This window comes from Aurantiacibacter suaedae (genome assembly GCF_005434915.1).
GTDB classification, from domain to species: domain Bacteria; phylum Pseudomonadota; class Alphaproteobacteria; order Sphingomonadales; family Sphingomonadaceae; genus Alteraurantiacibacter; species Alteraurantiacibacter suaedae.
The window spans coordinates 21,549-43,731 of the sequence record NZ_SKCG01000001.1 but is presented as its reverse complement, the minus strand read 5'-3'; the positions used below and the strand labels follow the sequence as shown (position 1 = coordinate 43,731).

The 22,183-nt window shown below is 65.0% G+C and carries 24 protein-coding genes; 11 read left to right on the top strand and 13 right to left on the bottom strand.

All coding sequences use genetic code 11. The annotated features are described in order from the left end of the window. Positions 1 to 2 precede the first annotated feature (2 nt). Positions 3 to 233 carry a hypothetical protein gene (locus tag E0473_RS00240; RefSeq protein ID WP_137678885.1) on the bottom strand — a complete coding sequence of 77 codons (231 nt, stop codon included), beginning with the start codon at positions 231 to 233 and terminating at the stop codon, positions 3 to 5. A 55-nt stretch (positions 234 to 288) separates the two neighbouring features. Between E0473_RS00240 and E0473_RS00235 the strand changes: the two genes are divergently transcribed. Together E0473_RS00235 and E0473_RS15690 are read left to right on the top strand one after the other, a co-directional pair. Beyond that, positions 289 to 1,203, top strand: a complete 915-nt coding sequence (locus tag E0473_RS00235) for a DMT family transporter (RefSeq protein ID WP_241657265.1) — start codon at positions 289 to 291, stop codon at positions 1,201 to 1,203. Positions 1,204 to 1,285: 82 nt separating this feature from the next. Next, positions 1,286 to 1,414 carry a hypothetical protein gene (locus E0473_RS15690; protein WP_277751493.1) on the top strand — a complete coding sequence of 43 codons (129 nt, stop codon included), beginning with the start codon at positions 1,286 to 1,288 and terminating at the stop codon, positions 1,412 to 1,414. 33 nt (positions 1,415 to 1,447) lie between these two features. Here the strand turns inward: E0473_RS15690 and E0473_RS00230 are convergent, their stop codons facing one another. The 7 genes from E0473_RS00230 to E0473_RS00200 form a co-directional block, all read right to left on the bottom strand. Next, entirely contained in the window at positions 1,448 to 2,044 is a 597-nt protein-coding gene (locus E0473_RS00230; RefSeq protein WP_137678884.1) for a DUF938 domain-containing protein, read from the bottom strand. Further along, complete coding sequence (locus E0473_RS00225; RefSeq protein ID WP_137678883.1) at positions 2,041 to 2,730, bottom strand: NAD(P)H-binding protein; 690 nt, start codon at positions 2,728 to 2,730, stop codon at positions 2,041 to 2,043. Before E0473_RS00225 ends, E0473_RS00230 begins: the two co-directional genes overlap by 4 nt. After that, positions 2,723 to 3,883: a deoxyguanosinetriphosphate triphosphohydrolase gene (locus E0473_RS00220; protein ID WP_137678882.1), complete on the bottom strand. Its 1,161-nt coding sequence runs from the start codon at positions 3,881 to 3,883 to the stop codon at positions 2,723 to 2,725. Before E0473_RS00220 ends, E0473_RS00225 begins: the two co-directional genes overlap by 8 nt. A 105-nt stretch (positions 3,884 to 3,988) precedes the next feature. Then, on the bottom strand, positions 3,989 to 5,446 hold the full coding sequence (locus tag E0473_RS00215; protein WP_421721757.1) for an NAD(P)(+) transhydrogenase (Re/Si-specific) subunit beta: 1,458 nt from the start codon (positions 5,444 to 5,446) through the stop codon (positions 3,989 to 3,991). 119 nt (positions 5,447 to 5,565) lie between these two features. Then, entirely contained in the window at positions 5,566 to 5,850 is a 285-nt protein-coding gene (locus tag E0473_RS00210; RefSeq protein ID WP_137678880.1) for an NAD(P) transhydrogenase subunit alpha part 2, read from the bottom strand. Positions 5,851 to 5,853: 3 nt separating this feature from the next. After that, a complete protein-coding gene (locus E0473_RS00205; RefSeq protein ID WP_137678879.1) occupies positions 5,854 to 6,975 on the bottom strand; it encodes an NAD(P) transhydrogenase subunit alpha in 1,122 nt (373 codons plus the stop codon). A gap of 19 nt (positions 6,976 to 6,994) precedes the next feature. After that, positions 6,995 to 7,117, bottom strand: coding sequence for an aa3-type cytochrome c oxidase subunit IV (locus E0473_RS00200; protein WP_137678878.1), 123 nt, complete (start codon positions 7,115 to 7,117; stop codon positions 6,995 to 6,997). A gap of 155 nt (positions 7,118 to 7,272) precedes the next feature. On the opposite strand from E0473_RS00200, the gene E0473_RS00195 reads away from it, so the two are divergent. Then, positions 7,273 to 8,694 carry a sigma-54-dependent transcriptional regulator gene (locus tag E0473_RS00195; protein WP_137678877.1) on the top strand — a complete coding sequence of 474 codons (1,422 nt, stop codon included), beginning with the start codon at positions 7,273 to 7,275 and terminating at the stop codon, positions 8,692 to 8,694. 117 nt (positions 8,695 to 8,811) lie between these two features. Here E0473_RS00195 and folP read toward each other — a convergent pair whose 3' ends face one another. After that, positions 8,812 to 9,936, bottom strand: coding sequence for a dihydropteroate synthase (folP, locus tag E0473_RS00190; protein ID WP_137678876.1), 1,125 nt, complete (start codon positions 9,934 to 9,936; stop codon positions 8,812 to 8,814). 274 nt (positions 9,937 to 10,210) lie between these two features. Here folP and E0473_RS00185 point away from each other — a divergent pair, with 274 nt between their 5' ends. Both E0473_RS00185 and E0473_RS00180 read left to right on the top strand, forming a co-directional pair. Then, positions 10,211 to 10,729 (top strand): TetR/AcrR family transcriptional regulator, encoded by a 519-nt coding sequence (locus tag E0473_RS00185; protein WP_137678875.1) that lies wholly within the window; start codon positions 10,211 to 10,213, stop codon positions 10,727 to 10,729. Then, entirely contained in the window at positions 10,726 to 11,856 is a 1,131-nt protein-coding gene (locus tag E0473_RS00180) for an MFS transporter (protein ID WP_137678874.1), read from the top strand. The genes E0473_RS00185 and E0473_RS00180 overlap by 4 nt, the downstream gene beginning before the upstream one ends. A gap of 22 nt (positions 11,857 to 11,878) precedes the next feature. Here E0473_RS00180 and E0473_RS00175 read toward each other — a convergent pair whose 3' ends face one another. From E0473_RS00175 to E0473_RS00165, 3 genes are all read right to left on the bottom strand, one after another. After that, on the bottom strand, positions 11,879 to 13,015 hold the full coding sequence (locus E0473_RS00175; RefSeq protein WP_137678873.1) for a site-specific DNA-methyltransferase: 1,137 nt from the start codon (positions 13,013 to 13,015) through the stop codon (positions 11,879 to 11,881). Between the two features lie 217 nt (positions 13,016 to 13,232). Next, the gene (locus E0473_RS00170) at positions 13,233 to 14,159 is read right to left on the bottom strand and encodes a calcium/sodium antiporter (protein ID WP_137678872.1); all 927 of its coding nucleotides are present in this window, start codon (positions 14,157 to 14,159) and stop codon (positions 13,233 to 13,235) included. A 4-nt stretch (positions 14,160 to 14,163) separates the two neighbouring features. Next, positions 14,164 to 14,811, bottom strand: coding sequence for a ribonuclease HII (locus tag E0473_RS00165; protein WP_137678871.1), 648 nt, complete (start codon positions 14,809 to 14,811; stop codon positions 14,164 to 14,166). On the opposite strand from E0473_RS00165, the gene E0473_RS00160 reads away from it, so the two are divergent. The 6 genes from E0473_RS00160 to E0473_RS00135 all read left to right on the top strand — a co-directional run bounded on the left by E0473_RS00160 (position 14,798) and on the right by E0473_RS00135 (position 19,789). Further along, positions 14,798 to 16,000 carry a PQQ-dependent sugar dehydrogenase gene (locus E0473_RS00160; RefSeq protein WP_241657264.1) on the top strand — a complete coding sequence of 401 codons (1,203 nt, stop codon included), beginning with the start codon at positions 14,798 to 14,800 and terminating at the stop codon, positions 15,998 to 16,000. The genes E0473_RS00165 and E0473_RS00160 overlap by 14 nt on opposite strands. 53 nt (positions 16,001 to 16,053) lie before the next feature. Then, positions 16,054 to 16,578, top strand: a complete 525-nt coding sequence (locus E0473_RS00155) for a GNAT family N-acetyltransferase (RefSeq protein WP_137678869.1) — start codon at positions 16,054 to 16,056, stop codon at positions 16,576 to 16,578. Positions 16,579 to 16,607: 29 nt separating this feature from the next. After that, complete coding sequence (locus tag E0473_RS00150) at positions 16,608 to 17,159, top strand: DUF1285 domain-containing protein (RefSeq protein ID WP_137678868.1); 552 nt, start codon at positions 16,608 to 16,610, stop codon at positions 17,157 to 17,159. Next, on the top strand, positions 17,156 to 17,755 hold the full coding sequence (locus E0473_RS00145; protein WP_137678867.1) for a CoA pyrophosphatase: 600 nt from the start codon (positions 17,156 to 17,158) through the stop codon (positions 17,753 to 17,755). The genes E0473_RS00150 and E0473_RS00145 overlap by 4 nt, the downstream gene beginning before the upstream one ends. Before the next feature lie 142 nt (positions 17,756 to 17,897). Further along, positions 17,898 to 19,076, top strand: coding sequence for a CCA tRNA nucleotidyltransferase (locus E0473_RS00140; RefSeq protein WP_137678866.1), 1,179 nt, complete (start codon positions 17,898 to 17,900; stop codon positions 19,074 to 19,076). Between the two features lie 209 nt (positions 19,077 to 19,285). Continuing rightward, entirely contained in the window at positions 19,286 to 19,789 is a 504-nt protein-coding gene (locus E0473_RS00135) for a hypothetical protein (RefSeq protein WP_137678865.1), read from the top strand. 61 nt (positions 19,790 to 19,850) lie between these two features. Here E0473_RS00135 and parC read toward each other — a convergent pair whose 3' ends face one another. Continuing rightward, positions 19,851 to 22,151, bottom strand: a complete 2,301-nt coding sequence (parC, locus tag E0473_RS00130; RefSeq protein ID WP_137678864.1) for a DNA topoisomerase IV subunit A — start codon at positions 22,149 to 22,151, stop codon at positions 19,851 to 19,853. Positions 22,152 to 22,183 lie beyond the last annotated feature (32 nt).

The following is a 22,183-nucleotide window of genomic DNA, read 5'->3' as shown; positions in this document are numbered from 1 at the left end:
GCTCAGCCTTTCAACCAGCCACTGATCGCGACCGCCATCAGCAGCAAGCCGATCAGCGAGGACAGCGCAGCAATGTCACGCCAGGGCAGCACACCAACGGCATCGATATTGCGCCGGTTGCGGCGGCGGCGCTCGCCCATGAACGCGATTGTCGAAAGTCCCAGCATTGCCAGGCCCGCCAACCCAACCAAGGTCGCATCACTGGCGAAAAGCAGGAAGTCGGGCTCTTTCATTGGCGCGCATATGGGCATCGCTTGCCACCCGCGCAATCGCCTCTAAGGCAGACTTATGAGCGATAGCGATCACGACCGGCCAATGCTGGCTTTGGCCATGCGGCTGGCGGGCGTGCTTGGGCTTGCGGTGATGGCGGCGCTGATCAAGCTCGCTTCCGTACGCGGGCTGCATCTTGCCGAGATCATGTTTTGGCGCCAGCTTGTCTCAGTCCCTCTGATCGCCGGTTGGGCGATCCACGCCGGCGGGCTGCAACTGCTCGCGACCAAACGGCCCAAGGCCCATCTGGTGCGCAGCCTTTATGGCATCGTGGGGATGCTGTGCAATTTCGGCGCGGTGATCCTGCTGCCGCTGGCGGAGGCGCAAACCATCAACTTTTCGGCCCCGATCTTTGCCGTGATCCTTTCCATGGTGCTGCTGCGCGAGGCGGTGGGGATATGGCGCTGGTCGGCGGTGTTGGCGGGTTTTGTCGGCATCCTAGTGATCGCGCGGCCCGGCGATAGCAACATTGCACTCAATGGCGCGCTGGTCGCGCTGGGCGGGGCTTTTATGATCGCGCTGATCTCGATCCAGATTCGCGACCTCGGCAAGACCGAGAAGCCATATGTGATCGTGTTCTGGTTTGCGCTCACCAGCGCAGTGCTGACCGCGCCGCTGCTGCCTTTCACGATGAAAGCGCACGGCTGGCAAGACTGGCTGCTGCTGCTCGCCATCGGGCTGAGCGGAACCTGGGGTCAGATCCTCATCACCATGGCGCTGCGCTATGGCAAGGTCTCCAGCGTGATCGTGATGGACTATTCGGCCATCGTCTGGGCGACGCTGCTGGGCTGGCTGATGTTTGCCAACCTCCCGCCCGCCACGACCTTTATCGGCGCACCTGTCGTGATTGCGGCCGGCCTGGTGATTACCTGGCGCGAACGGGTGCTGTCACGCCGCGCCTTCGTCGATCAGCGGCAGGCTACCGGAACCTGACAGCCCTTCGGCGGTTTTCCCTGCACTCCCTCGCGGTGAGAAGATGCAGCGATCCGAGGGGGACTTCAGGAAAGGACTTACCATGACCCGTAAGATTATCATCGCCGCGACCACCGCTGCCCTCGCCTTTGCCGCAACTGCGTGCAACACCGTGAGCGGTGCTGGGGAAGATCTGCAGTCCGCATCGGACACGGTTGCCGACGAAATGTGATCAGTTACGGCGGGCAGGCCTCAGGCTCGGCTATCACCCCTTGCGGCGATAGACGAGCACGAGATTGTTCGCCGGCATTTTGTGCCGCGCCGTAAGGGTCAGTCCCTGCGCGCGGCACAAATCGTCTAGCCATTCGCGCTCGCGCAGCCCCCATTGCGGGTTGCGCGCTTTCAGGCTTTCACCAAAAGTCAGGTTGGAAGGTGAGGTCTCGACCTCGTTTTCCAGCCACGGTCCATAAAGGATCAGCGGCGCACCTTCCGACAGCAGCTTTCCTGCCGCCACGACTAGCCCTTCGGTGGCAGACATCGGGCTGATATGCGCCATGTTCGAGCAGTAAATGGCATCGGCACGGGCGACGGGCCAATCCTCGGCGCTTGCATCGAGCTGGATTGGCGGCAGCAAGTTCTCACCTGCATAATCCTCCCCCCATGCGGCTATCGAGGCCAGCGCTTCGGGATCGGGATCGCTTGGCTGCCAAGTGATGTTCGCGAAGAGCCCGGCGAAGTGCACGCCATGCTCACCCGTCCCGCTGGCCACCTCCAGCACCAGCCCCGAGGCGGGCAATTCGCGCGCCAGAACTTCGGCAATCGGAGCGCGATTGCGCTCTGTGGCAGGAGCATGGCGTTTCATGCCGATCGGCCCTTGGCAAATGCACGGGCGAGGCGCTGGATTGCATCGTAATCGTGTTCGAACGTCCCGCGCGCCGGAGTGCGCACCGCCTGCAGCAAGGCCACCGCCAGATCACTTGCCTTTACCGAGCGATAGCGCCGCTTCGATCCGTGGAGGAAAAGATCGGCTACCGGCGCCGCGACCTGCCCGATCCCCTCCAGCACCCGCCGTTCGCCTTCGCGCTGGCCACGCAACAGGCCGGTGCGCACAATATCGAGCCGCGCGAAGCCAAGCTTGCGCAGGCCCTGCTCCGCCTCTCCTTTTACGCTGAGATAGTGGGCCTTGGCATGGGGGTCCGCCCCCACCGACGACAGATGCACGAACTGCCGCGCCCCCGCGCGCTTTGCCGCCTCGGCCACGCGCAACACCAGCGTGCAGTCGATTTCGCGCAGTCCCTCGCGGCCCGATTTCGCCTGTGTCGTGCCGAGCGAACAGATCGCGGTATCAGGGGCAATCGTGGCAATCGCCTGCGGCCAGTCACAAACCGGGGCGAGCATCATTTCCATCCGTCCGCCACGCGGGAGCGGCACCTCGCGCCGCGCCAGCGCAAGCAGCGACAGGCCCGGCACATCGCGCCCCCGAGCGATAACCTCGCGACCCACCAGCCCGGTCGCGCCGACCAGCAGGACGCGCATAGGGTCAGACATTGGTCAGCCGCGCCGATACTTCGCCGAAGATGCGGCGGTATTGCTCGATGGCATAGCGGTCGGTCATACCGGCGAGGAAATCGGCGATATGCCGTGCGCGCTGCGGTTCCTGCGGCGGCAGGCTGTCTTTCCAGCTTGGCGGCATAAGCGCAGGCTTCTGATCGTAGGCAGCATACAGCTGAGCCAGCACGTCGCGCGCCCGCTTGGCGGTGCGCAATTGCTCATCGTGATAATAGAGCCGCTCGTACATGAACTTTTTGAGTCTGCGCTCGCGTGCCTGCATTTCCGGCGAGAAGGCCGCGATAGGCCGCCCGGCGGCGCGGATATCGTCGGCGCTTTCGATCCCTTGAAGGTTGGCGCGCGTGGTTTCGAGCAAATCGTTCACCATCAACCCGATTTGGCTGCGCACCAGTTCGCGCAACAGCTGCTTCTCGTCGGCATCGGGAAAGCGACGTTCTATCACGCGGAACTCGGCTTCGATGAAGTCGAGCGTCAGCAGATCGTCGAGTTGCAGGAACCCGGCGCGGTAGCCGTCGTCGATATCGTGGTTGTCGTAGGCGATGTCGTCGGCCAGCGCTGACACCTGCGCTTCGAGTGAGGGCCACCGGTCAAGATCGAGCGGGAACGCGGCGTCGAGCTCCTGCAAGGCCCAGCGCGGCGCGGTCACCGGGCCATTGTGCTTGGCGATGCCTTCGAGCAGCTCCCACGAGAGGTTCAGTCCGGGAATCCCGTAATAGGGGCTGTCGAGCCGCATCAGCACGCGCAGCGCATGTTCGTTATGATCGAACCCTCCGCGCGGTTCGAGCGCCGCGTCGAGCGCCTCCTCGCCCGAGTGCCCGAACGGCGGGTGGCCGAGATCGTGCGCGAGGCACAGCGCCTCGGTCAGATCCTCATCAAGCCCGAGCTGCCGGGCGACCACCCGGCCAATCTGCGCCACTTCGAGGCTGTGGGTGAGGCGCACGCGATAGTGATCGCCATCGGGCGCGACGAACACCTGCGTCTTGCCCGCCAGGCGGCGGAAGGCAATCGAGTGGATGATGCGGTCACGGTCGCGCTGGAACACGCTGCGCGGGCCGCGCGCGCCGTCTCCTTCCTGAGCGAATTCGCGCCCGCGCGAGGCGGCAGGATCGGCGGCATAAGGGGCAAGAGGCATGGCCCTTGCGCTAGGGCCAGCGCCCTGCCCCCGCAACCGGAACACTTGGTGAACCTCGCCGTGCCGTGCGGCGCGCGCGCCGATTATCCACCGGCACGCGGCGCACTAGCCGTCGAGCGCCTTGTTGATCTCTTCGACCATCTTCTTGGCGTCGGCCAGCAGCATCATGGTCTGGTCCATGTAGAACACGTCGTTGTCGACGCCGGCGTAGCCCACCCCGCCCATCGAGCGCTTGATGAAGAACACCTGCCGCGCCTTGTCGACATCGAACACCGGCATCCCGTAGATCGGGCTCGACTTGTCGCTCTTGGCCGCCGGATTCACCACGTCGTTCGCGCCGATGATGAAGGCCACGTCGCACTGGGCGAACTCGGAGTTGATGTCCTCCAGCTCGAACACCTTGTCGTAGTCGACGCTGGCTTCGGCGAGCAGCACGTTCATATGCCCCGGCATCCGGCCTGCGACCGGGTGGATCGCAAACTTCACCTCGACGCCCTGTTCTTCCAGCAGGTCGGTCATCTCGCGCAGCGCGTGCTGCGCCTGCGCCACCGCCATACCGTAGCCGGGAATGACGATGACCTTCTCGGCCTGCTTGAGCATGAAGGCGGCATCGTCGGCGCTGCCCTGTTTGTAGGGCCGCTGTTCGCGCGCCTCGCCGCCGCCTGCGCCGCCTGCATCGGCGCCGAAGCCACCCGCGATCACGGCGAGGAACTGGCGGTTCATCGCCCGGCACATGATGTACGAAAGGATCGCCCCCGAAGCGCCGACCAGCGCGCCGGTGATGATCATCGCGGTATTGCCGAGCGTGAAGCCCATCGCTGCCGCCGCCCACCCCGAGTACGAGTTGAGCATGGAGACCACGACCGGCATGTCGGCCCCGCCGATGGGGATAATCAGCAGGAAGCCGATCACAAAGGCGAGCACCGTCAAACCGACGATCAGTGGCATCGTCGCTCCCGGAGCGGCCATGGCGAACAGCGCTGTGAGCACCAGAATAGTGGCGAGCGTGCCCAAGTTGATCACATGCCGCGCGGGCAGCAGGATCGGCGCGCCCCTCATCCGGCCCGAGAGCTTGGCAAAGGCGATGACCGAGCCCGAGAAGGTGATCGCGCCGATGGCAATGCCAAGCGCCATCTCGATCTTGCTGACCGAGTTGATCCCGCCATCCGCATCGAGCAGGCCGAAAGCCGCAGGGCTGAGATAGGCGGCCCAGCCCACCAGCACCGCCGCAAGGCCAACAAGGCTGTGAAAGCCTGCCACCAGTTCGGGCATGGCGGTCATCGCGATACGCCGGGCGATGGTCACGCCGATCATGCCGCCAATCAGGATCGCGACGCCGATCTCGATGATGTTGGCGATCTGGTGCGTCACCAGCGTGGTGATGACGGCAATCGCCATGCCGACCATGCCGTAGCGATTGCCCTTGCGGCTCGTCTCGGGGCTGGAGAGCCCGCGCAGTGCGAGGATGAAGAACACCCCGGCAACGAGATAGGCCAGGGCGACCCACGGGTTCACGGCAAGCCCTTCCCCCGTGGCGGCATGGGCGGGCGACGAAGCAAGCACCGCCAATCCCACCACCGTCAGCCCGGACTTGATCCGAAGTCGCGCTAGCTTGGCAAGGTCACGAATAAGCCCGGCCCCGGATCGCGGTCCGGGGCTACGGAGAAGAGAGTGGAACCTCATCACTTCTTCTCCTTCTTTTTGTACATCGCCAGCATCCGCTCGGTCACGGCAAAGCCGCCGAAGATGTTGATGCTCGCCAGTACCACCGCGCCAAGGCCGACCCATTTGGCCAGCCCCTCCCCGGCCTCAGCCGCGGCGATCAGCGCGCCGACGATAATCACCGAGGAAATCGCATTGGTCACAGCCATCAGCGGCGTGTGCAAAGCGGGCGTCACCGACCACACCACGTAATAGCCCACGAAGCAGGCCATCACGAAGATGCTCAGAATGCTGATAAAATCCATGGCTTACCCCCTCAGCCTCTCGCTCACCACTTCGCCGCCGCGCGTCAGCCGCACGGCATCGCCGATCTCCTCGTCGAGCACGGGTTTTCCCGCCTCCTTGTCCCAGAAGGCGCTGAGGAAGTTGAACAGGTTGCGCGCATAAAGCGCCGAGGTATCCGCCGCGAGGTGCGCGGGCGTGTTGGCATAGCCCATGATGAAGACGCCGTGCTTCTCCACCACTTGATCAGGCACCGATCCCTCGACGTTCCCGCCCTGCGCCACGGCAAGGTCGAAGATCACGCTGCCGGGTTTCATCGTCGCGATCTGCGCGTCCGAAATCAGGCGCGGTGCGGCCCGGCCCGGGATCAGCGCGGTAGTGATCACGATGTCCTGCTTGGCGATGTGGCTGGAGACCAGCTCGGCCTGGGCCTGCTGGTATTCCTCGCTCATCTCGGTGGCATAGCCACCAGAGCCCTCGCCCTCGATCCCCGCTACGCTTTCGACGAAGATCGGCTTCGCACCCAGCGACTGAATCTGCTCCTTCGTGGCAGAGCGCACGTCGGTCGCGGAAACCTGCGCGCCAAGCCTGCGCGCGGTCGCAATCGCCTGCAGCCCGGCCACGCCCACGCCCATAACGAAGCACTTGGCAGCGCTCACCGTGCCTGCCGCCGTCATCATCATCGGAAAGGCGCGACCATATTGATCGGCCGCGGCCAGCACGGCCTTGTATCCGGCAAGGTTCGACTGGCTGGAAAGCACGTCCATGCTCTGCGCGCGGGTGATGCGCGGCATGAATTCCATCGCCAGCGCCTCGAACCCTGCCCTTGCATAGGCATCGACCCGCTCGCGCTGACCGAACGGATCGAACATCGCCGCCACCCATGCGCCCGGCTTCGCGCCAGCAAGCTCCGCGACATCCGGCGCCTGCACGCCAAGGACAATATCGGCCCCAGCCACCGCTTGGTGAGCGGGGACCACCTCGGCCCCCGCTTCGCGATAGGCGGAATCGGTTATGGAGGCGGAAGCACCTGCCCCCTCCTCCACTGCCATGGTTGCGCCCAGTGCGATGAATTTTTTCACCGTCTCGGGCGAGGCGGCCGCTCGGGTTTCTCCGGCGGCCTGCTCTTTCAGTACCGCGATCCGCATCCTCTCCACGCGGACCGGGTCAGGAAATCAGGATGACGACCAGCGCCACCAGCACTGCGATCAGCGGAACTGTCCACTTGAGCGTGCCGATAAAGCCGGCATAGGTTTCGCGCGCATCGTTCATGTCTTGTTGTTGAGCCATGGGTACTCTCGTTTCTTCCCTGGTGGTATGTGTTGCAACGGTAGCTCTATCCCCGCACGGCGCGGCGCTCAAGCTCTGCTTAAGAGCCTTTTTACCACCCATGGTTAAAAGCGCGTCTTGCAATGGCCCGCTCCGGGCAAGGACAGTAGGAAATCATGGCCGAGCCTGAACAGCGCCTATTGATGCTGATAGACGACGAACCGGCCCAAAGCCGGCTTGTCACTGCCCTTGCCGCGCGCGAGGGCTGGCGCACGCTGGTGGTGGAGGATGCCGAGAAGGCCATCGCCACTCTCGGCACGCGCCAAGGGATGCAGCTTTCTGCCATTATTCTCGACCAATGGGTGCCGGGCGATGAAGCCTGCGAGCTGATCGCCGAGTTGAAGAAGCGCCGCCCTGCCCTGCCGATCCTGATGCTTACCGCCAGCACCTCGCCGCTGCTTGCGGTGGAGGCCATGCGCGCCGGCGCCACGGACTACCTTGTGAAACCCGTCGCTCCCGACCGGCTGATGCAGGCATTGCGCAATGCCACCCACGCGGAAGCCCCGCGCGACGAGATGACCCCGCTTACGGAGAAGATGCCGGCAGACCTCGATTTCGATGCGATGGTCGGCACGGCGTCCACCTTCCGCGATGCGCTGGCCAAGGCGGCCAAGGCGGCGCGCGGCCATGGCGCGGTGCTGATCGAGGGCGAAAGCGGGACCGGCAAGGAGATGCTGGTGCGCGCGATGCACGGGGCCAGCCCGCGGGCGAAAACGGCCTTCCGCATGATCAACATCGCGGGCGTTTCGGCCAGCAACATCGAGTCGCTTCTGTTCGGCCACGAGAAGGGTGCCTTCCCCGGCGCCTTCGAGAAGCATGTGGGCGCCTTGCAGAACTGCGATGGCGGCACGCTGGTTCTCGACGAGGTGGATCGCCTTCCGCTCGACCTGCAAGACCGCCTGATCGAGGTGATGACCAACAATTCGGTCCGCCCGATCGGAGCTACCTTCTCTTATAAGATCGACGTGCGGATCATCTCAGCCAGCAACCTTCCGCTTCAGGACCTGACCGATGCCGGCCACTTCCGGGCCGAGCTTCTCGACCTGATCTCGCGCACCACCATTCACCTGCCGCCCTTGCGCGAACGCAACCGCGATATCGGCGCACTGACCCGCTATTTCCTGCACCAAATCGGCCAGCAGCCGGGCCTGCGCCCGCTCGGCATCACGTCCGACGCGCTGCGCCTGTTCGGGGCCTACGACTGGCCCGGCAACGTGCGCCAGTTGCAGACCGTGCTGTTCCGCGCCGCCGTGTTCTGCGAGGGCGACGCACTGACGGCGGACGACTTCCCGCAGCTGCGCGAACTGGTCGGCGAGATCGAGCCGGTCGCGCGCTCGCCGATGCGCGATAGCGCTGGCGTGATGCTCTACACTGAAGACGGCAATCTGCGCCCGCTCGAGGAGATCGAGGCCGACGTCATCCGCCTCGCCATCGGTCACTATCGCGGCCGCATGACCGAAGTGGCGCGCCGCCTCGGGATCGGTCGCTCGACGCTGTACCGCAAGCTGAGCGACCTCGGGATCGACAACGCGGCCTGATTGGTTTTGCGAAAGCCCATCCGGGCTTTCGTCCTCGGTGCTGTTCCCTCCGCTTCGCTGCGGGGCACCTGCGGGCGGGCGCTTGCCCTTGCGACCCCTGTGGGGTCGATCTGTGTGTCAAGCCACCAACCCGTTGAAGTCAGTAAGCGCCGCATCCCTTAGCCCGCGCCACACGTTGCGCGCCTGCACCGTCTCGAACACATCGTGGACGCGCAGCAGGTGATAGCCCGCGTCCATCCCTATTTGCGCAAGCGTCAGCGACCCGCCGAGCCGCTCATGCGCCGCCGCCTCGTTGCTGAGCGCGCCGATCATCCGCTTGCGGCTCGCCCCCAGGAGCAGCGGCTGTCCGAGTGCATGGAACAGCGGAAGCGCGTTCAGCAGCGCGAGGTTCTGCGCCAGCGTCTTGCCGAAGCCGACCCCCGGATCGAGCACGATCTTCTCGCGCGCGATCCCCGCCGCCAGCGCCGCATCGCGCCGCTCTTTCAGCCAGTCGAACACGTCGAAGGCCACGGCGGTGTAGGTGCCGTCCTTGTGCAGCTCCTCAGCCGCCTCGACGCTCGCGCCGGGCGCGTGCATCAGGATCACCGGAGCCCCGCTGGCAGCGGCATAGGCGAGACTACGCGGATCGTGGCGCAGCGCCGACACATCGTTGATCACATGCGCCCCTGCGCCGAGTGCCGCTTCCATCACTGCCGGTCGCCGGGTGTCGACACTTACCGCCGCGCCCATTGCCGCGCAGACCTCGATGGCAGGAACGACGCGCTTGATCTCATCGCCTTCCCACACCGTGGCTGCGCCCGGACGGGTGCTCTCGCCGCCGATGTCGAGGATGGCCGCGCCTGCTTCGTGCATCGTGGCGGCCTGCGCGCGCATGGCCTCGGGGTCGTCCATGAACTGGCCGCCATCGGAGAAGCTGTCGGGCGTCACGTTGAGGATGCCCATCACCTGCGGCTGGTCTAGCCGGATCGTGCGCTCACCGCATTGCAGCGGTGGGTGGACGCGCTGAAGGCCGGCCCACTGCGCCGCGCCTTCGTCTGCGAGGTCGGCGGGCAGCTCCGCCAGCGCCGCGTCCATCCGCTCGCGGGTGACCACCTGCCGCGACTCCACCGCGCCGCCAGATCGCACAATCACTGCGAACTCCCGCACATAGACCATTGATCCACCTAGACGAACAGCATCACCTTCGACGGCCTGTGGCCCGGTCACGGTGGTCAGCGGCTGGAGGTAGACGGTGTGACTCATTGTTCAGCTTTCTGCGGCTTTTCCTGCAAGGGTGTTACAGGTGTGACAGAGTACAGGGGAAGAAAACCCTCTGGTCATTCTCGTGCACAGTTCCGCGTAACCCAATGGCGGCTGGCGCGCGGTTCAAGCACAGCTGGTGGGACGTAGGAAAGGGGGTTGGCGGCTCGTCTCAACCAGCGAAGCGGATTGCCGGGAATTGCGCCCACAGTGGACACCGACTGCAATGTAAAACGAACGTTTTACATTGCTTCAGCGTTCAGTTACGCTTCCGGTCATGCCAAACGATGAACTCACAATTGCCGCTGAGCGGCTTTTCGACACAAACGGCTATAGCGCGACCGGGATGGACAGCTTGACTCAGGCTGCCGGTATGTCGAGCCGGACACTCTATAAACGTGTCGGCAGCAAGGCGGCGCTGATGGGCCGGGTGCTGGCCGAGCGTGATCGACGCTTCATGGAAGCCATTGCGGTTCAGAGCGTGGATGCGCTTTTTTCCGCCGTTGAGCATTGGGTGCGGACAGAGGGCGCGCGCGGGTGTCTTTTCCTGCGCTCACTGGCCGAGACCGGAGGCAATACGCCCGAGATCGCCGCGGCTGTCACTGCTCACAAGACGGCGTTCCGGCATCGCATTCATAAAATCGTTGCTGCGGACCTCGGCCACGAGGATCCGGCTCTCGCCGAACAGATTCTTATTCTCGCGGAGGGAGCGACACACGCCGCAGTGTATCGTGGCGTAACGGCAGTATCGGCAGCTCGCTCCGCCGCTGGTCTGTTGGTTGATGCGCGAAGATGACCCCAACACTTCGCGTAGGCGCGACCGGATTTGGCTTGATCGCGCTGTGCTACGGCTTTGCGCGGTTCGCCTTTGGCTTGTTCCTGCCGCAGATCGATGCCGAGCTTGACCTTGGCGCGTCATTAAGCGGCGTGATCTCGGGCGGGTCGTTTGCCGGTTACTGTATTGCGATCATAGCTGCAGCGGCCCTCACTGAACGGCTTGGGGCGCGGATCGTGGCGATATCGGCGGCAATGCTCGCCGCGATTGGCATGGCCGGGATCGCACTGGCTCCGTCTCCTGCCTTCCTGGCATTCGCCGTAATCGTCGCCGGGTTGAGCACGGGTCTTGCCTCTCCACCGATGGCGGCGGCTGTCGTCGCCGCTGTTCGCGCCGACCGGCAAGATGCGACGAACACATTTATCAATGCGGGGACGAGCGCGGGTGTCGCCCTGTCCGGCCCGATCGCGCTTGCCATGAACGGGCAGTGGCGAACGACATTTGCGATTTTCGCTGGATTGGCGGTCGTTCTGGCGGCTGTCGCCTCCGTCGCTTTGCCGCCTACTCGCGGCAGCCCTTCCTCAATCGGCCTGCCCCGGATTACGAAGCCCCTCGGCTCCTTGATCGTCGCCACTTTCCTGATCGGCATGGCGAGCACTGCGATCTGGTCGTTCGGCGGGCAACTCGTCTCGCAAAACTTGGGTTGGGGCCCGACCGGAACGGCCATTCTTTGGAGCGGCATCGGGACAGGAGGAATTATCGGGGCGTGGGCCGGCAGCCTTGTGTCGCGCTTCGGCCTCCAGCGCATCCATCTGCTATTCTGCGGTGCTGTTGCAGCTACAATCGCGGCAGTCGGGTCCGGTGTGGCAATGGCCGGACTGGTGCTGGCAAGTGGAGCGCTTTTCGGTGCCGCTTACGTCATGCTGACCGGCGTCTATCTAATCTGGGGCGTGCAAGCCCTACCGGAGCGCCCCGCAACCGGCTTGACGATCGGTTTCCTGACCCTTGCCATCGGGCAGACTGTCGGGGCTTCCCTCTTTGGCCTGCTGCTGAGCGGACCCGGTATGGGGACGGCGATCATCGCCTTTGCCGCCATTGCGATGGCGGCCGGGGTGGTTCGCCCCGGGTTCTGCCCTGCCCGCGCGTGACCGAGCCGCCTTCAGTGTTCGATCAATCCTCCACGCTCAGCAGATAGAGCTGCCGCGCCGCATCGATCGGCTTGATCTCGCCATCGCGCTCATAGTGCCAGAAGGTCCAGCCGTTGCAGCTCGGCGCGCCTTGCAGCGTCTTTCCGACATGGTGGATCGAGCCGCTTTCCTTGTCGCACACAATCGAACCGTCGGCCCGCACCTGCGCGCTCCAGCGGCGCTTCTTGTCGAACACCTTGGTGCCCGCCGGCAGCAGACCCGCCTCGACCACCGCGCCGAAGGCCACGCGCGGTTGGCTGCGTGCGCTCTGCATCGTGGTCAGCGCGCTTTCGTCGAGGGGGAGTTCCTTGGCGATCCGCGCCGTCGCCACCTTGCGATAGGCAGCTTCGCGCTCGCAGCCGATCCAGTCGCGACCCAGGCGCTTCGCCACCGCGCCGGTGGTGCCGGTGCCGAAGAACGGGTCAAGCACGACATCGCCCTTCTCGGTAGTGGCGAGCAGCACGCGATACAGCAGGCTCTCGGGCTTCTGCGTGGGGTGGGCCTTGTGGCCGTCGTCGCCCTTCAGCCGCTCGCCGCCCGAGCAGATCGGCAGCACCCAGTCGCTGCGCATCTGAAGCTCGTCGTTCAGCGTCTTCATCGCGCGATAGTTGAAGTGATAGCGGGCCTTTTCGCCCTGGCTCGCCCACAGCAGCGTCTCGTGCGCATTGGTGAAGCGGGTGCCGCGGAAGTTGGGCATCGGGTTAGACTTGCGCCAGACGATGTCGTTAAGCAGCCAGAACCCGAGGTCCTGCATGATCGCGCCAACGCGGTAGATGTTGTGGTACGAGCCGATCACCCACAGCCCGCCATCGGGTTTGAGTATCCGTTTGCACTCGGTCAGCCATTCGCGGGTGAAGGCGTCGTAGGCGGCGAAGCTGTCGAAGCGGTCCCAGTCGTCGGTGACGGCGTCGACGTGGCTGCCGTCGGGGCGGTTGAGGTCGCCGCCGAGCTGGAGGTTGTAGGGCGGATCGGCGAAGACGAGGTCGATGCTCGCATCGGGCAGCTTGCGCATTTCCGACACGCAGTCGCCCGCGAGGATCTGCCCCAGCGGCAGCTCGACCTTCGGCGCAGCTTTTACCCGTGCCGGGCGCGGAGCCCGGACTATCGTCAATTCACCCATGAACAATCAATCCCTCGCTTATCCACAAGCTTGTGAGTCCTAGCGACTCGCCAGTCAAGGTGGCGTGAGCGAAGCCAGACCCCAAAATGCAGGGTGCGACTCGGGCGAACGAAAGGGGAATGACACCATATATTGAGTCCCGCTCTGGCAGCAGGACTCGACATGATGGGGTGTGGCGCCGCGGACTCGCGCTCCGGAAATCGCGCGAATTATTTTTCTAAAGCGCGAAGACCAGCGCCGTGTTGGCGGCGAATGCAGCGAGCAGCAGCGCGCCCAGCCCCCGCCCCAATCGGCTGGCATAGCGGCACAGGCCCAGGATCAGCAGCGCGCTCGCCACCAGCACCGGCCATTCGATGTCGGCCAGCTCGAAGGGGATCGGCTGCGGGGCGATGGTCATGGTGACGCCGCCGATCAGCAGCAGGTTGAACAGGTTGGAGCCGACCACATTGCCAATCGCCAGTTCGCTACGACCGCGCAAAGCGGCTGCGGCGGTGGCGGCGAGTTCGGGCAGCGAAGTTCCCACCGCCACCACGGTGAGGCCGATGGCGGTCTGCGAAACGCCCGCCATCTCAGCCAGTTCGATGGCCCCGCCCACCAGCAGATCGCCGCCGCCGACTAGCGCGGCCAAGCCGCCACCGAATTGCAGCAGCGCCAGCCACCAGATCGGATCGCCCTCACCGTCTCCATCGTCCTCGCCGGTTTCGGGCAATTGCCGCAGGCGCCACAGGATATAGACCACCAGCGCCGCCAGCAGCGCCGCGCCTAGCATGGGCGAGGCCCACTGCGCATAGGTCGCCAGCCACAAGAACAGCGCCGCCACCAGCCCGATCAGCGCGTCGCGCTTGCCGATCCCGCGCATGGCTATCGGCGCGATCAGGGCGCCTGCTCCCAAGATCAGCAGCGAATTGGCGATGTTCGAGCCGACGATATTGCCCCAGGCGATCCCCGGCGATCCGAGCATGGCCGCCTGCACGCTCGCCACCAGTTCAGGCATCGAGGTCGCCGCACCGACCACCACCAGACCGGTAATAAGCGGCGAAATGCCGAGCATCTTCGAAATGCCCACGGCTCCACGCACCAGCAGTTCGCCGCCGAGCGCGAGGGCAACGAGACCGCCGAACACGGCAAGAATCGAAAAGATCATCCGGTTACGCTTCCTGCAGGGGCATTTCGAGCTGGGCGACAGGGGCAAAGCTGCGGCGGTGCAGCGGGCTTGGCCCATGAATGCGCAGCGCTTCGCTGTGTTCCTTCGTGCCATAGCCCTTGTTGCGCTCCCACCCATAATGCGGGTGCGCAAGCGCCGCTTCGCACATCAGCCGGTCGCGATATTCCTTGGCCAGGATCGAGGCCGCGCCGATGGCCGGTTCGCTGCCGTCGCCGCCCACGATCGCGCGCGCAGGCCAGCGCCAGCTTTCGGTGCGACCGGCGGGCGTCAGGTTGCCGTCGATCAGCGCCTCGGCAGGGTCACAGCCTATCACCGCGCACAGCCGCTCCATCGCCTGCGCCATGGCCAGCATGGTGGCGGCAAAGATATTGATCCGGTCGATTGTGTCGGCATCGACCACCCCGATCCCGAACGCGCAGGACTGGCGGATGTCCTGTTCGAGCACGGCGCGGCGGCGCGCGGTCAACTTCTTGGAATCGCCCAACCCGTCTGGCGAAGGCTTGCACAGGACCACGGCAGCGGCCACAACAGGACCAGCCAGCGGCCCGCGCCCCGCCTCGTCGATCCCGGCAATGCAGCCGGGCGTTGCAAAGCGGCGTTCGAAGCCGGATAACGGAGTGCCGAAAACCATGCGCCAGTCGATCCTTTCCACGCCATTGTTGACCGTCTCGTTCATCCTCGCAAGCTGCGGGGGCCTTGGTGCCGGGGATAGCACCGCTCAGGAACCTGCCCCCGTTTCCGGGGGAGAGCCGATAACGCTGGAAGACGAGGCCACCTTCGCCGTCACAAGCCACGGCACCTTTGCCGAGCCCTGGGCGATTGCCGAGGAGCCGGGCACCGGCAATCTCTTCATCACCGAGAAGGCAGGCACCGCAAAGCTGTTCCGCCCCGCCGATGGCAGCGTTCTTGAGATTACGAGCGGCCTTCCCGAGGTCGCCTATGGCGGACAAGGCGGGCTTGGCGACGTGGTCTTCGCGCCGGATTATGCGACGAGCGGCACCGTCTACATCAGCTGGGCCAAGGCCGACGAGGGCGAGGCGCGCCGCGCCGCGCTCGGCCGGGGCAAGCTGGTCTGCGGCGAGGATAGCTGCGCCATCGAGGGCTTCACCCAGATCTGGCAGCAAAGCCTCGCTATCGAAAGCAACGGCCATTTCAGCCACAAGATCGCCTTTTCGCCGGACGGACAGTACCTATTCCTCTCAAGCGGCGACCGCCAGCAGCAAGACCCGGCGCAGGATCGCACCAACAACCTCGGCGCTGTGCTGCGCCTGAATCTCGACGGCACCCCGGCGGCGGGCAACCCGTTCGCCGAAGAAGGCAGCCCGACCGACCAGATCTGGACCTATGGCCAGCGCAACATCCTCGGCCTCAAGTTCGACGCGGCGGGCAACCTGTGGGAGCTTGAACACGGGCCACGCGGCGGCGACGAGCTGAACCTCGTTGTCGAAGGCGCGAACTACGGCTGGCCCGCCCGTTCCAACGGCGTTAACTACAACGGCGACGACATCCCCAACCACACGGCAGACGATGGCTTCACCAAGCCCGCGATCTTCTGGACCCCGGTCATCGCGCCGGGCGACATGATCTTCTACGAAGGCGAAATGTTTGCCGACTGGCAGGGGCAGATCCTGATCGCGAACCTCGCCACCACCAGCATCGTGCGCCTTGCTCTCGATGCCGCCAACAACGCCGCGACCGAGGAAGCGCGCTATGCCTTCCCCAAGCGGCTGCGCGATATCGTGGAGGCGAGCGACGGCGCAATCTGGGTGATCGAAGACGGCGACAACGGGCGGCTGCTGCGCCTCACCCCCGCGAGCTGAGGCGCACAAATCGATTGCAGGCGGTGGCGCGCGCTCTTAATCGCGCGCGTCCTATGGCCGATTCTCTTGCCCCCACCACAATGGTGCCACTGAGCGCCGTCGATCCCGCAATGGTCGAGCAACTGCTCGACCGTGCGTTCGGGCCGGATCGCCATGAGCGCACTGCCTACAAGGTGCGCGAGGGTACCGAGTGGCTGCCCGCGCTGAGCTTTGCCGCCATCGACGAGCAGGAATTGCTGGTCGGCTCGATCCAGGTCTATCCCATCGCGCTGACAGACGAGGCTGGCCGCCGCCACCCGATGCTGATGGTCGGCCCGGTCGCCGTCGTGCCCGAGCGGCAGAGCGAAGGTTTCGGCACCACATTGATGATGGCTATGGCCTCCAGCCTCGATCCCGCCGCCGCCTTGCCGCAGGTGCTGATCGGAGATGCGCCGTACTATGGCCGCTTCGGCTTCGTCGCCGCACCCACGCAGGGGTGGTCGCTGCCCGGCCCTTACGACAAGGCCCGTCTGCTCGTGCGCGCGCCCAATGTGGGCGTATTGCCGGAAAAGGGCACGCTGGGGCCTTGGATCGGCTGACGCTCTCTGGCATCGCTAATTTCACAGCCATGCCATACGAAGCCCCGCCCGATCTTGCCTCTCTCTCGCTCGAGCAGATTGCCCGTGCCGTGGAAGAACGCCGCCTGCCACCGGTCGAGCGCTGGTCCCCGAGCGAGGAAATCGACAGCCTGATGCGGATCGCCGCCGACGGCACGTGGTTCCACGATGGCAGCCCTATCAACCGCCCCGCCATGGTGCGCGCCTTCTCCTCGCTGCTGGTCAAGGATGATGGCGGCCAGCACTGGCTGATGACCCCGCAATGCCGGCAGGCAATCGCGGTGGACGATGCGGCTTTTATCGCGGTGGACCTGAAGATCGCGCAAGGTGCGTTGGCCTTCCGCCTCAACACCGATGAGCTGGTCGTCGCTGGCCCCGATCACCCCTTGCGCGCCGAGGGCGATCCCGAGTGCCCCGCGATCTATCTCGCCGTGCGCCACGGCACCGAAGCGCGGCTCGACCGGGCGACTTGGCTCCAGCTGGCCGAGCACGCTCTGGCTGCAGGCGGCGAAAAGCTGGAGGTGACCAGCGCGGGCACCACCTTCTCTTTGGTGCCGCGATGAGTGAACTGTTCGACCGCCTCACGCGCATCTTTGCCGAGAGCCGCGACGTGGGCTTTGCGGGCCTGCGCGACGACAGCGATGTGACGAGCGGGAAGCTGCGCCCCGCCGCTGTTCTGATCGCCGTTACCGACCGGCCCGATCCCGGCATCCTGCTCACCCAGCGTCCCGAAACCATGCTCAAACACCCCGGCCAGGTCGCCTTCCCCGGAGGCAAGCTGGAAGCCGGCGAAGACGCCGTGGCCGCCGCGCTGCGCGAAGCCGCCGAAGAGCTGGCCATCGCTCCCGACGCGGTGCGCGTGATCGGACAGACACAGAGTTTCGTCACCGGCTCGGGCTTCGAGCTAACGCCGGTGCTCGGGCTGGTTCCGCACGATCTGCCGATCCGGCCCGACCCGCGCGAGGTGGCGGGCTGGTTCGAGGTGCCGCTGCGTTATGCGCTCGACCAGCGCAACCATGTCTCGAAAAGCGGCCTGTTTCGCGGTATCCAGAGAGACTACACTGAAATCCTGTGGCAGGACTATCGCATCTGGGGGATCACCGCAGGCATTCTGGCGAACCTTTCGCACCGGCTGGCCTGGGAAGATCTGCTCGATTGACGCCTTCATCCCCACCCTCCGCTCACCCCGAGCTTGTCTAAGGGGCGCCTTTGGTTCTAGCGCCGCCGTCAAAGAGAAGGACAATCGTTGGGCCGTCGGCCCCTCTTCGAGTCCGACAAGCTCAGGACGAGCGGAGCTGGTTATGGAACAGGTAGTATTGCAGGCAGACTGGACCGCGCGCGAAGACCTCGCGCGCCTGGTTGCGGTGCTGGGCGCGGACAACCTGCGCTGGGTCGGCGGCGCGGTGCGTGACAGCCTGCTCGGGGCCGAGGTCCATGATATCGACGCCGCCACCACGCTGCATCCCGAGGCGGTGATGGCCGCACTGAGGGAGGCGGAGATCAAGGTCATCCCCACCGGGATCGACCACGGCACGGTGACAGCTGTGCTGCCGGGCGGCAATGTCGAGATCACCACCCTGCGCAAGGACGTGGCCACCGATGGCCGCCGCGCCACCGTAGCCTTCGCCGAGGACTGGGCAGATGACGCCGCCCGGCGAGATTTCACCATCAATGCGCTTTACGCTCACCCACTTAGCCTTCTGATTTCAGACTATTTCGAGGGGTTGGCGGATCTCGATGCGCGCCGCGTTCGCTTTATCGGCAACGCGCGTGAGCGGATCGCCGAGGACCACCTGCGCATCCTGCGTTATTACCGGTTTCAGGCGCGCTTCGGATCAATGCTCGATGGCGAGGCCGAGGAAGCTTGCGCCGATATGGCGGCAACGCTCAAGGGTCTGTCGCGCGAACGGGTGGCTAGCGCACTGCTCGCCCTCCTCGCCCTGCCTGACCCGCTGGAGACGGTCGAGCGCATGTTCGCGCGCGGCGTTCTGCCGGTAGTGCTGCCAGAGGTGACGCCTGCAACCATGGCAGAGCTGGCCGCGCTCATCGCTTTCGAAAAATCGCGGTCCGCCAAGCCCGCGCCGCTTCGCAGGTTGGCGGCGATGCTGCCTGCTGAGCCCAAGCTCGCCGAGCAGGTCGCGGCGCGGCTGCGGCTGTCCACCGCACAGAAAAAGGCGCTATCCCGGATGGCGCGGCGTGGCGGAATGGAAGCAGATGTGCGCGCGCTTGCCTATCGCGAAGGCCCGGCCATGGCGCGCGACCTGCTGCTGCTCGCGGAACGCGACGCCAAAGCGCTAGACGGGTGGGAGGTGCCGACCTTCCCGCTCAAGGGCGGCCAGATTGTAGAGCGCGGCGTGGGCGCAGGGCCGGAGGTGGCGCGCATCCTGCAAGCGGTCGAGGTGCGCTGGATGGCGGAAAGCTTCCCCCCGCAAAGCCGGGTGGACGAAATTCTTGATGAGGAATTGGCGCGGCGCGCTTGAACTGGGGAACAGTTCTGGTGCAGGTAGCGTTAAGAGTGCTGCTGCTACAGCATACTCAAGGGTTCGAGGCCTCTCTCGCCTCACAAGTGTCTGCCGCTTTGCGGTGTGCCACCCTCCATCGTTTTTCCGGCCCAGCATTAAGCGCTGTCGGATTATGTATCGCTCCCGGCCCCGCCTTGTCCGCAGGCTGGATGGAATGAGGAATTTGCATGACTAAGAAATTCACCGCTCTCGCCGCCACTCTCGCTCTCACTTTTGGTGCCGGCGCTGCCAATGCGCAGGAAGTCGGCGCGATCGTGATGGGCAACGACGGCGTCCAGATCGGCACGGTTGCCGCCAACGACGGTGCCAACGCCGTGGTCGACACTGGCAAGCACAAGGTGCCGTTGGCAGTCGACAGCTTCGCCGAAGGTGACAACGGCTACACGCTGAACATCACCAAGACCGAACTCGACGCCATGATGGACGAGGAAGTGGCCCGGCGCGAAGCCGCGCTTGCCGCTGCCTTGGTTGTCGGCGCGGAAGTCGCCACGGCTGACGACGTGTCGCTCGGCACGATCGACGAGATGAACGATGTCGGCATCACCATGGTGCAGGATGACGAGCCGCTGACCCTGCCGCGCGAGATGTTCGCGCTCGACACCGATGGTTCGCTGATGGTGCTCGTCACCAAGGCCGACCTTGACGCAGCCATCGCAGCCCAGGCGAGCTAAGCGCTCCCCCTAATGCTTCAATCGGCCCGCGCGAATATGCTTCGCGCGGGCCTTTTGTTTGTCAGAAGCGATTGTCTTTCGGAAAGCCGTTCGGCGGCAGACGGCCCGCTGCGCCGCGCGCAACCTTCCACATGCCGATTTCGGTCTCGTTACGGGTGCGCCCGGTCGCGCCGCCCATCTGCCAGCTCAGCCCGTCGGCCAGCGTGAAGGTCGTGGCATCGGACAGCCCGCCATCGCGATAGCGCTGCAAGGTCACGCCCTGCCCGCGCGTCATGACCGGCATCTCTTCGAGACTGAACACCACCAGCTTGCGGTTCTCGCCCACCACCGCGACATGGTCGTGCTCGGTGGCAATCGGGCGAACCACCACCAGCTTGGCATTGCCCTTCAGGTTCACCACCTGCCGACCTTTGCGCGTTTCGGCGAGCAGCTCGTCCGTCACCGCGACAAAGCCTTTGCCGGTATCCGCCGCGAGCAGGATCTGCCGCCCTGGCGCGTGGACGATCATCGCCATGATCTGCGCCGAAGTGTCGATATCGAGCCCGTTGCGCACCGGCTCGCCAAAACCGCGCGCGCCGGGCAGCTTGTCCGCGCCCAACGTGAAGAAGCGCCCGTCGCTGGCGCATAGCAGCAGTTTATCAGTAGTCTGGCAGTGGACCGCAAAGGCCGGGCCATCGCCCTCCTTGTACTTGAAGTCGCCGCAGCCGTCCTGCCCCAGATCGACATGGCCCTTGGCGGCACGCACCCAACCCTTCTGGCTGAGGATCACCGTCACCGGCTCCTTCTCGATCATCGCGCTAGGGTCGAACTCCACTGTCGGCGCGGCCTCGGCAATCGTGGTGCGGCGCGCGCCGAGCGCGGTATCCTCGGCATAGTCCTTGCGCAGAGTGCGCAGGTCCTTCTTGAGCCGGGTGCGCTGGCGGGCCGGGCTTTCGAGCAGTTTTTCCAGCTCGTCCTTCTCGGCCAGCAGGTCGTCCTTTTCCTGCCGCAGTTGCATCTCCTCCAGCTTGCGCAAGGATCGCAGCCGCATGTTGAGGATCGCCTCGGCCTGCCGGTCGGTGAGGCCGAATTCCGCCATCATCACCGGCTTTGGCTCGTCCTCGGTGCGGATGATCTCGATCACCCGGTCGAGGTTGAGGAAGGCAATGATATAGCCCTCGACCAGCTCCAGCCGGTCGGCGATCTTGCCGAGCCGGTGCCGCGTGCGGTTCTGCAGGATCTCGATCTGGTGGCGCAGCCAGTTTTCGAGCAGTTCCTTCAGCCCCATCACCATCGGCGTGCGGGTGGAGTCGAGCACGTTGAGATTGAGCCCGAAGCGCGTTTCAAGGTCGGTCAGCTTGTAGACGCTCTCCTTGAGCATCTCGGGATCGACATTGCGGCTGCGCGGCACCAGCACGAGGCGGATGTTCTCGTCGCTCTCGTCGCGCACATCTTCGAGCAAAGGGAGCTTCTTGTCGGCGATCACCTGGGCGATCTGCTCGATCAGCTTGCCCTTCGGAACCTGATAGGGAATTTCCGAAATAACAAGCTGATAGCCGCCACCCTTGTGACGTTCTATCCCCGCCTCACGGTCAGCCTCGTTGTCCGCCTCGGCAGCGTAAAACCGCCCGCGCACCCGGAACGAGCCGCGCCCGGTTTCGTAGGCCTTCGAGATCGCCTCGGGGCTGTCGACGATCAGGCCGCCGGTGGCGAAGTCCGGCCCCTGCATCAGCTCCATCAGCCGCGCGTGCTCAACATGCGGGTTGTCGATCAATTCGAGCGCAGCGTCGATCACCTCGGCGGCGTTGTGGCTGGGGATGTTGGTGGCCATACCCACCGCAATCCCGCTCGACCCGTTGGCGAGCAGGTTGGGGAACAGGCCGGGGAAGATGACCGGCTCTTCCTCCTCGTTGTTGTAGGTCGGCACGAAGTCGACCGTGCCTTCGTCCAGCCCTTCCATCAGTTGCAGCGCGGTCTTGGTCAGGCGGCATTCGGTGTAGCGCTGGGCGGCGGCGTTATCGCCGTCGATATTGCCGAAGTTGCCCTGCCCCTCGATCAGCGGGTAGCGCAGCGTGAACGGCTGCGCGAGGCGGACCATCGCATCGTAAAGCGCGCTGTCGCCATGCGGGTGATACTTGCCCATCACGTCGCCGACCACGCGGCTCGATTTCTTGAATGCACTATCCGGCCCGAGGCGCAGGCCGCGCATACCCCACAGGATGCGGCGGTGGACCGGCTTCAGCCCGTCACGCAGATCAGGCAAGCTGCGCGCGGTGATCGTCGACAGGGCGTAAACGAGGTAGCGTTCGGACAGCGCGCTATCGAACGGCGCATCGACGATGGCGTCGAACGGATCTTTGTCTTCTGTTTTGGCGGACGACATGCAGTTTGACCTAGCAGCGGCACGGCTGGGGG

Excerpts from the sequence above, each read along its gene's own strand:
- E0473_RS00240 (WP_137678885.1), bottom strand. The coding sequence starts at position 233 with ATGAAAGAGCCCGACTTCCTGCTTTTCGCCAGTGATGCGACCTTGGTT.
- E0473_RS00235 (WP_241657265.1), top strand. The coding sequence starts at position 289 with ATGAGCGATAGCGATCACGACCGGCCAATGCTGGCTTTGGCCATGCGG.
- E0473_RS15690 (WP_277751493.1), top strand. The coding sequence starts at position 1,286 with ATGACCCGTAAGATTATCATCGCCGCGACCACCGCTGCCCTCGCCTTT.
- E0473_RS00230 (WP_137678884.1), bottom strand. The coding sequence starts at position 2,044 with ATGAAACGCCATGCTCCTGCCACAGAGCGCAATCGCGCTCCGATTGCC.
- E0473_RS00225 (WP_137678883.1), bottom strand. The coding sequence starts at position 2,730 with ATGTCTGACCCTATGCGCGTCCTGCTGGTCGGCGCGACCGGGCTGGTG.
- E0473_RS00220 (WP_137678882.1), bottom strand. The coding sequence starts at position 3,883 with ATGCCTCTTGCCCCTTATGCCGCCGATCCTGCCGCCTCGCGCGGGCGC.
- E0473_RS00210 (WP_137678880.1), bottom strand. The coding sequence starts at position 5,850 with ATGGATTTTATCAGCATTCTGAGCATCTTCGTGATGGCCTGCTTCGTG.
- E0473_RS00205 (WP_137678879.1), bottom strand. The coding sequence starts at position 6,975 with ATGCGGATCGCGGTACTGAAAGAGCAGGCCGCCGGAGAAACCCGAGCG.
- E0473_RS00200 (WP_137678878.1), bottom strand. The coding sequence starts at position 7,117 with ATGGCTCAACAACAAGACATGAACGATGCGCGCGAAACCTATGCCGGC.
- E0473_RS00195 (WP_137678877.1), top strand. The coding sequence starts at position 7,273 with ATGGCCGAGCCTGAACAGCGCCTATTGATGCTGATAGACGACGAACCG.
- folP (WP_137678876.1), bottom strand. The coding sequence starts at position 9,936 with ATGAGTCACACCGTCTACCTCCAGCCGCTGACCACCGTGACCGGGCCA.
- E0473_RS00185 (WP_137678875.1), top strand. The coding sequence starts at position 10,211 with ATGCCAAACGATGAACTCACAATTGCCGCTGAGCGGCTTTTCGACACA.
- E0473_RS00180 (WP_137678874.1), top strand. The coding sequence starts at position 10,726 with ATGACCCCAACACTTCGCGTAGGCGCGACCGGATTTGGCTTGATCGCG.
- E0473_RS00175 (WP_137678873.1), bottom strand. The coding sequence starts at position 13,015 with ATGGGTGAATTGACGATAGTCCGGGCTCCGCGCCCGGCACGGGTAAAA.
- E0473_RS00170 (WP_137678872.1), bottom strand. The coding sequence starts at position 14,159 with ATGATCTTTTCGATTCTTGCCGTGTTCGGCGGTCTCGTTGCCCTCGCG.
- E0473_RS00165 (WP_137678871.1), bottom strand. The coding sequence starts at position 14,811 with ATGGTTTTCGGCACTCCGTTATCCGGCTTCGAACGCCGCTTTGCAACG.
- E0473_RS00155 (WP_137678869.1), top strand. The coding sequence starts at position 16,054 with ATGGCCGATTCTCTTGCCCCCACCACAATGGTGCCACTGAGCGCCGTC.
- E0473_RS00150 (WP_137678868.1), top strand. The coding sequence starts at position 16,608 with ATGCCATACGAAGCCCCGCCCGATCTTGCCTCTCTCTCGCTCGAGCAG.
- E0473_RS00145 (WP_137678867.1), top strand. The coding sequence starts at position 17,156 with ATGAGTGAACTGTTCGACCGCCTCACGCGCATCTTTGCCGAGAGCCGC.
- E0473_RS00140 (WP_137678866.1), top strand. The coding sequence starts at position 17,898 with ATGGAACAGGTAGTATTGCAGGCAGACTGGACCGCGCGCGAAGACCTC.
- E0473_RS00135 (WP_137678865.1), top strand. The coding sequence starts at position 19,286 with ATGACTAAGAAATTCACCGCTCTCGCCGCCACTCTCGCTCTCACTTTT.
- parC (WP_137678864.1), bottom strand. The coding sequence starts at position 22,151 with ATGTCGTCCGCCAAAACAGAAGACAAAGATCCGTTCGACGCCATCGTC.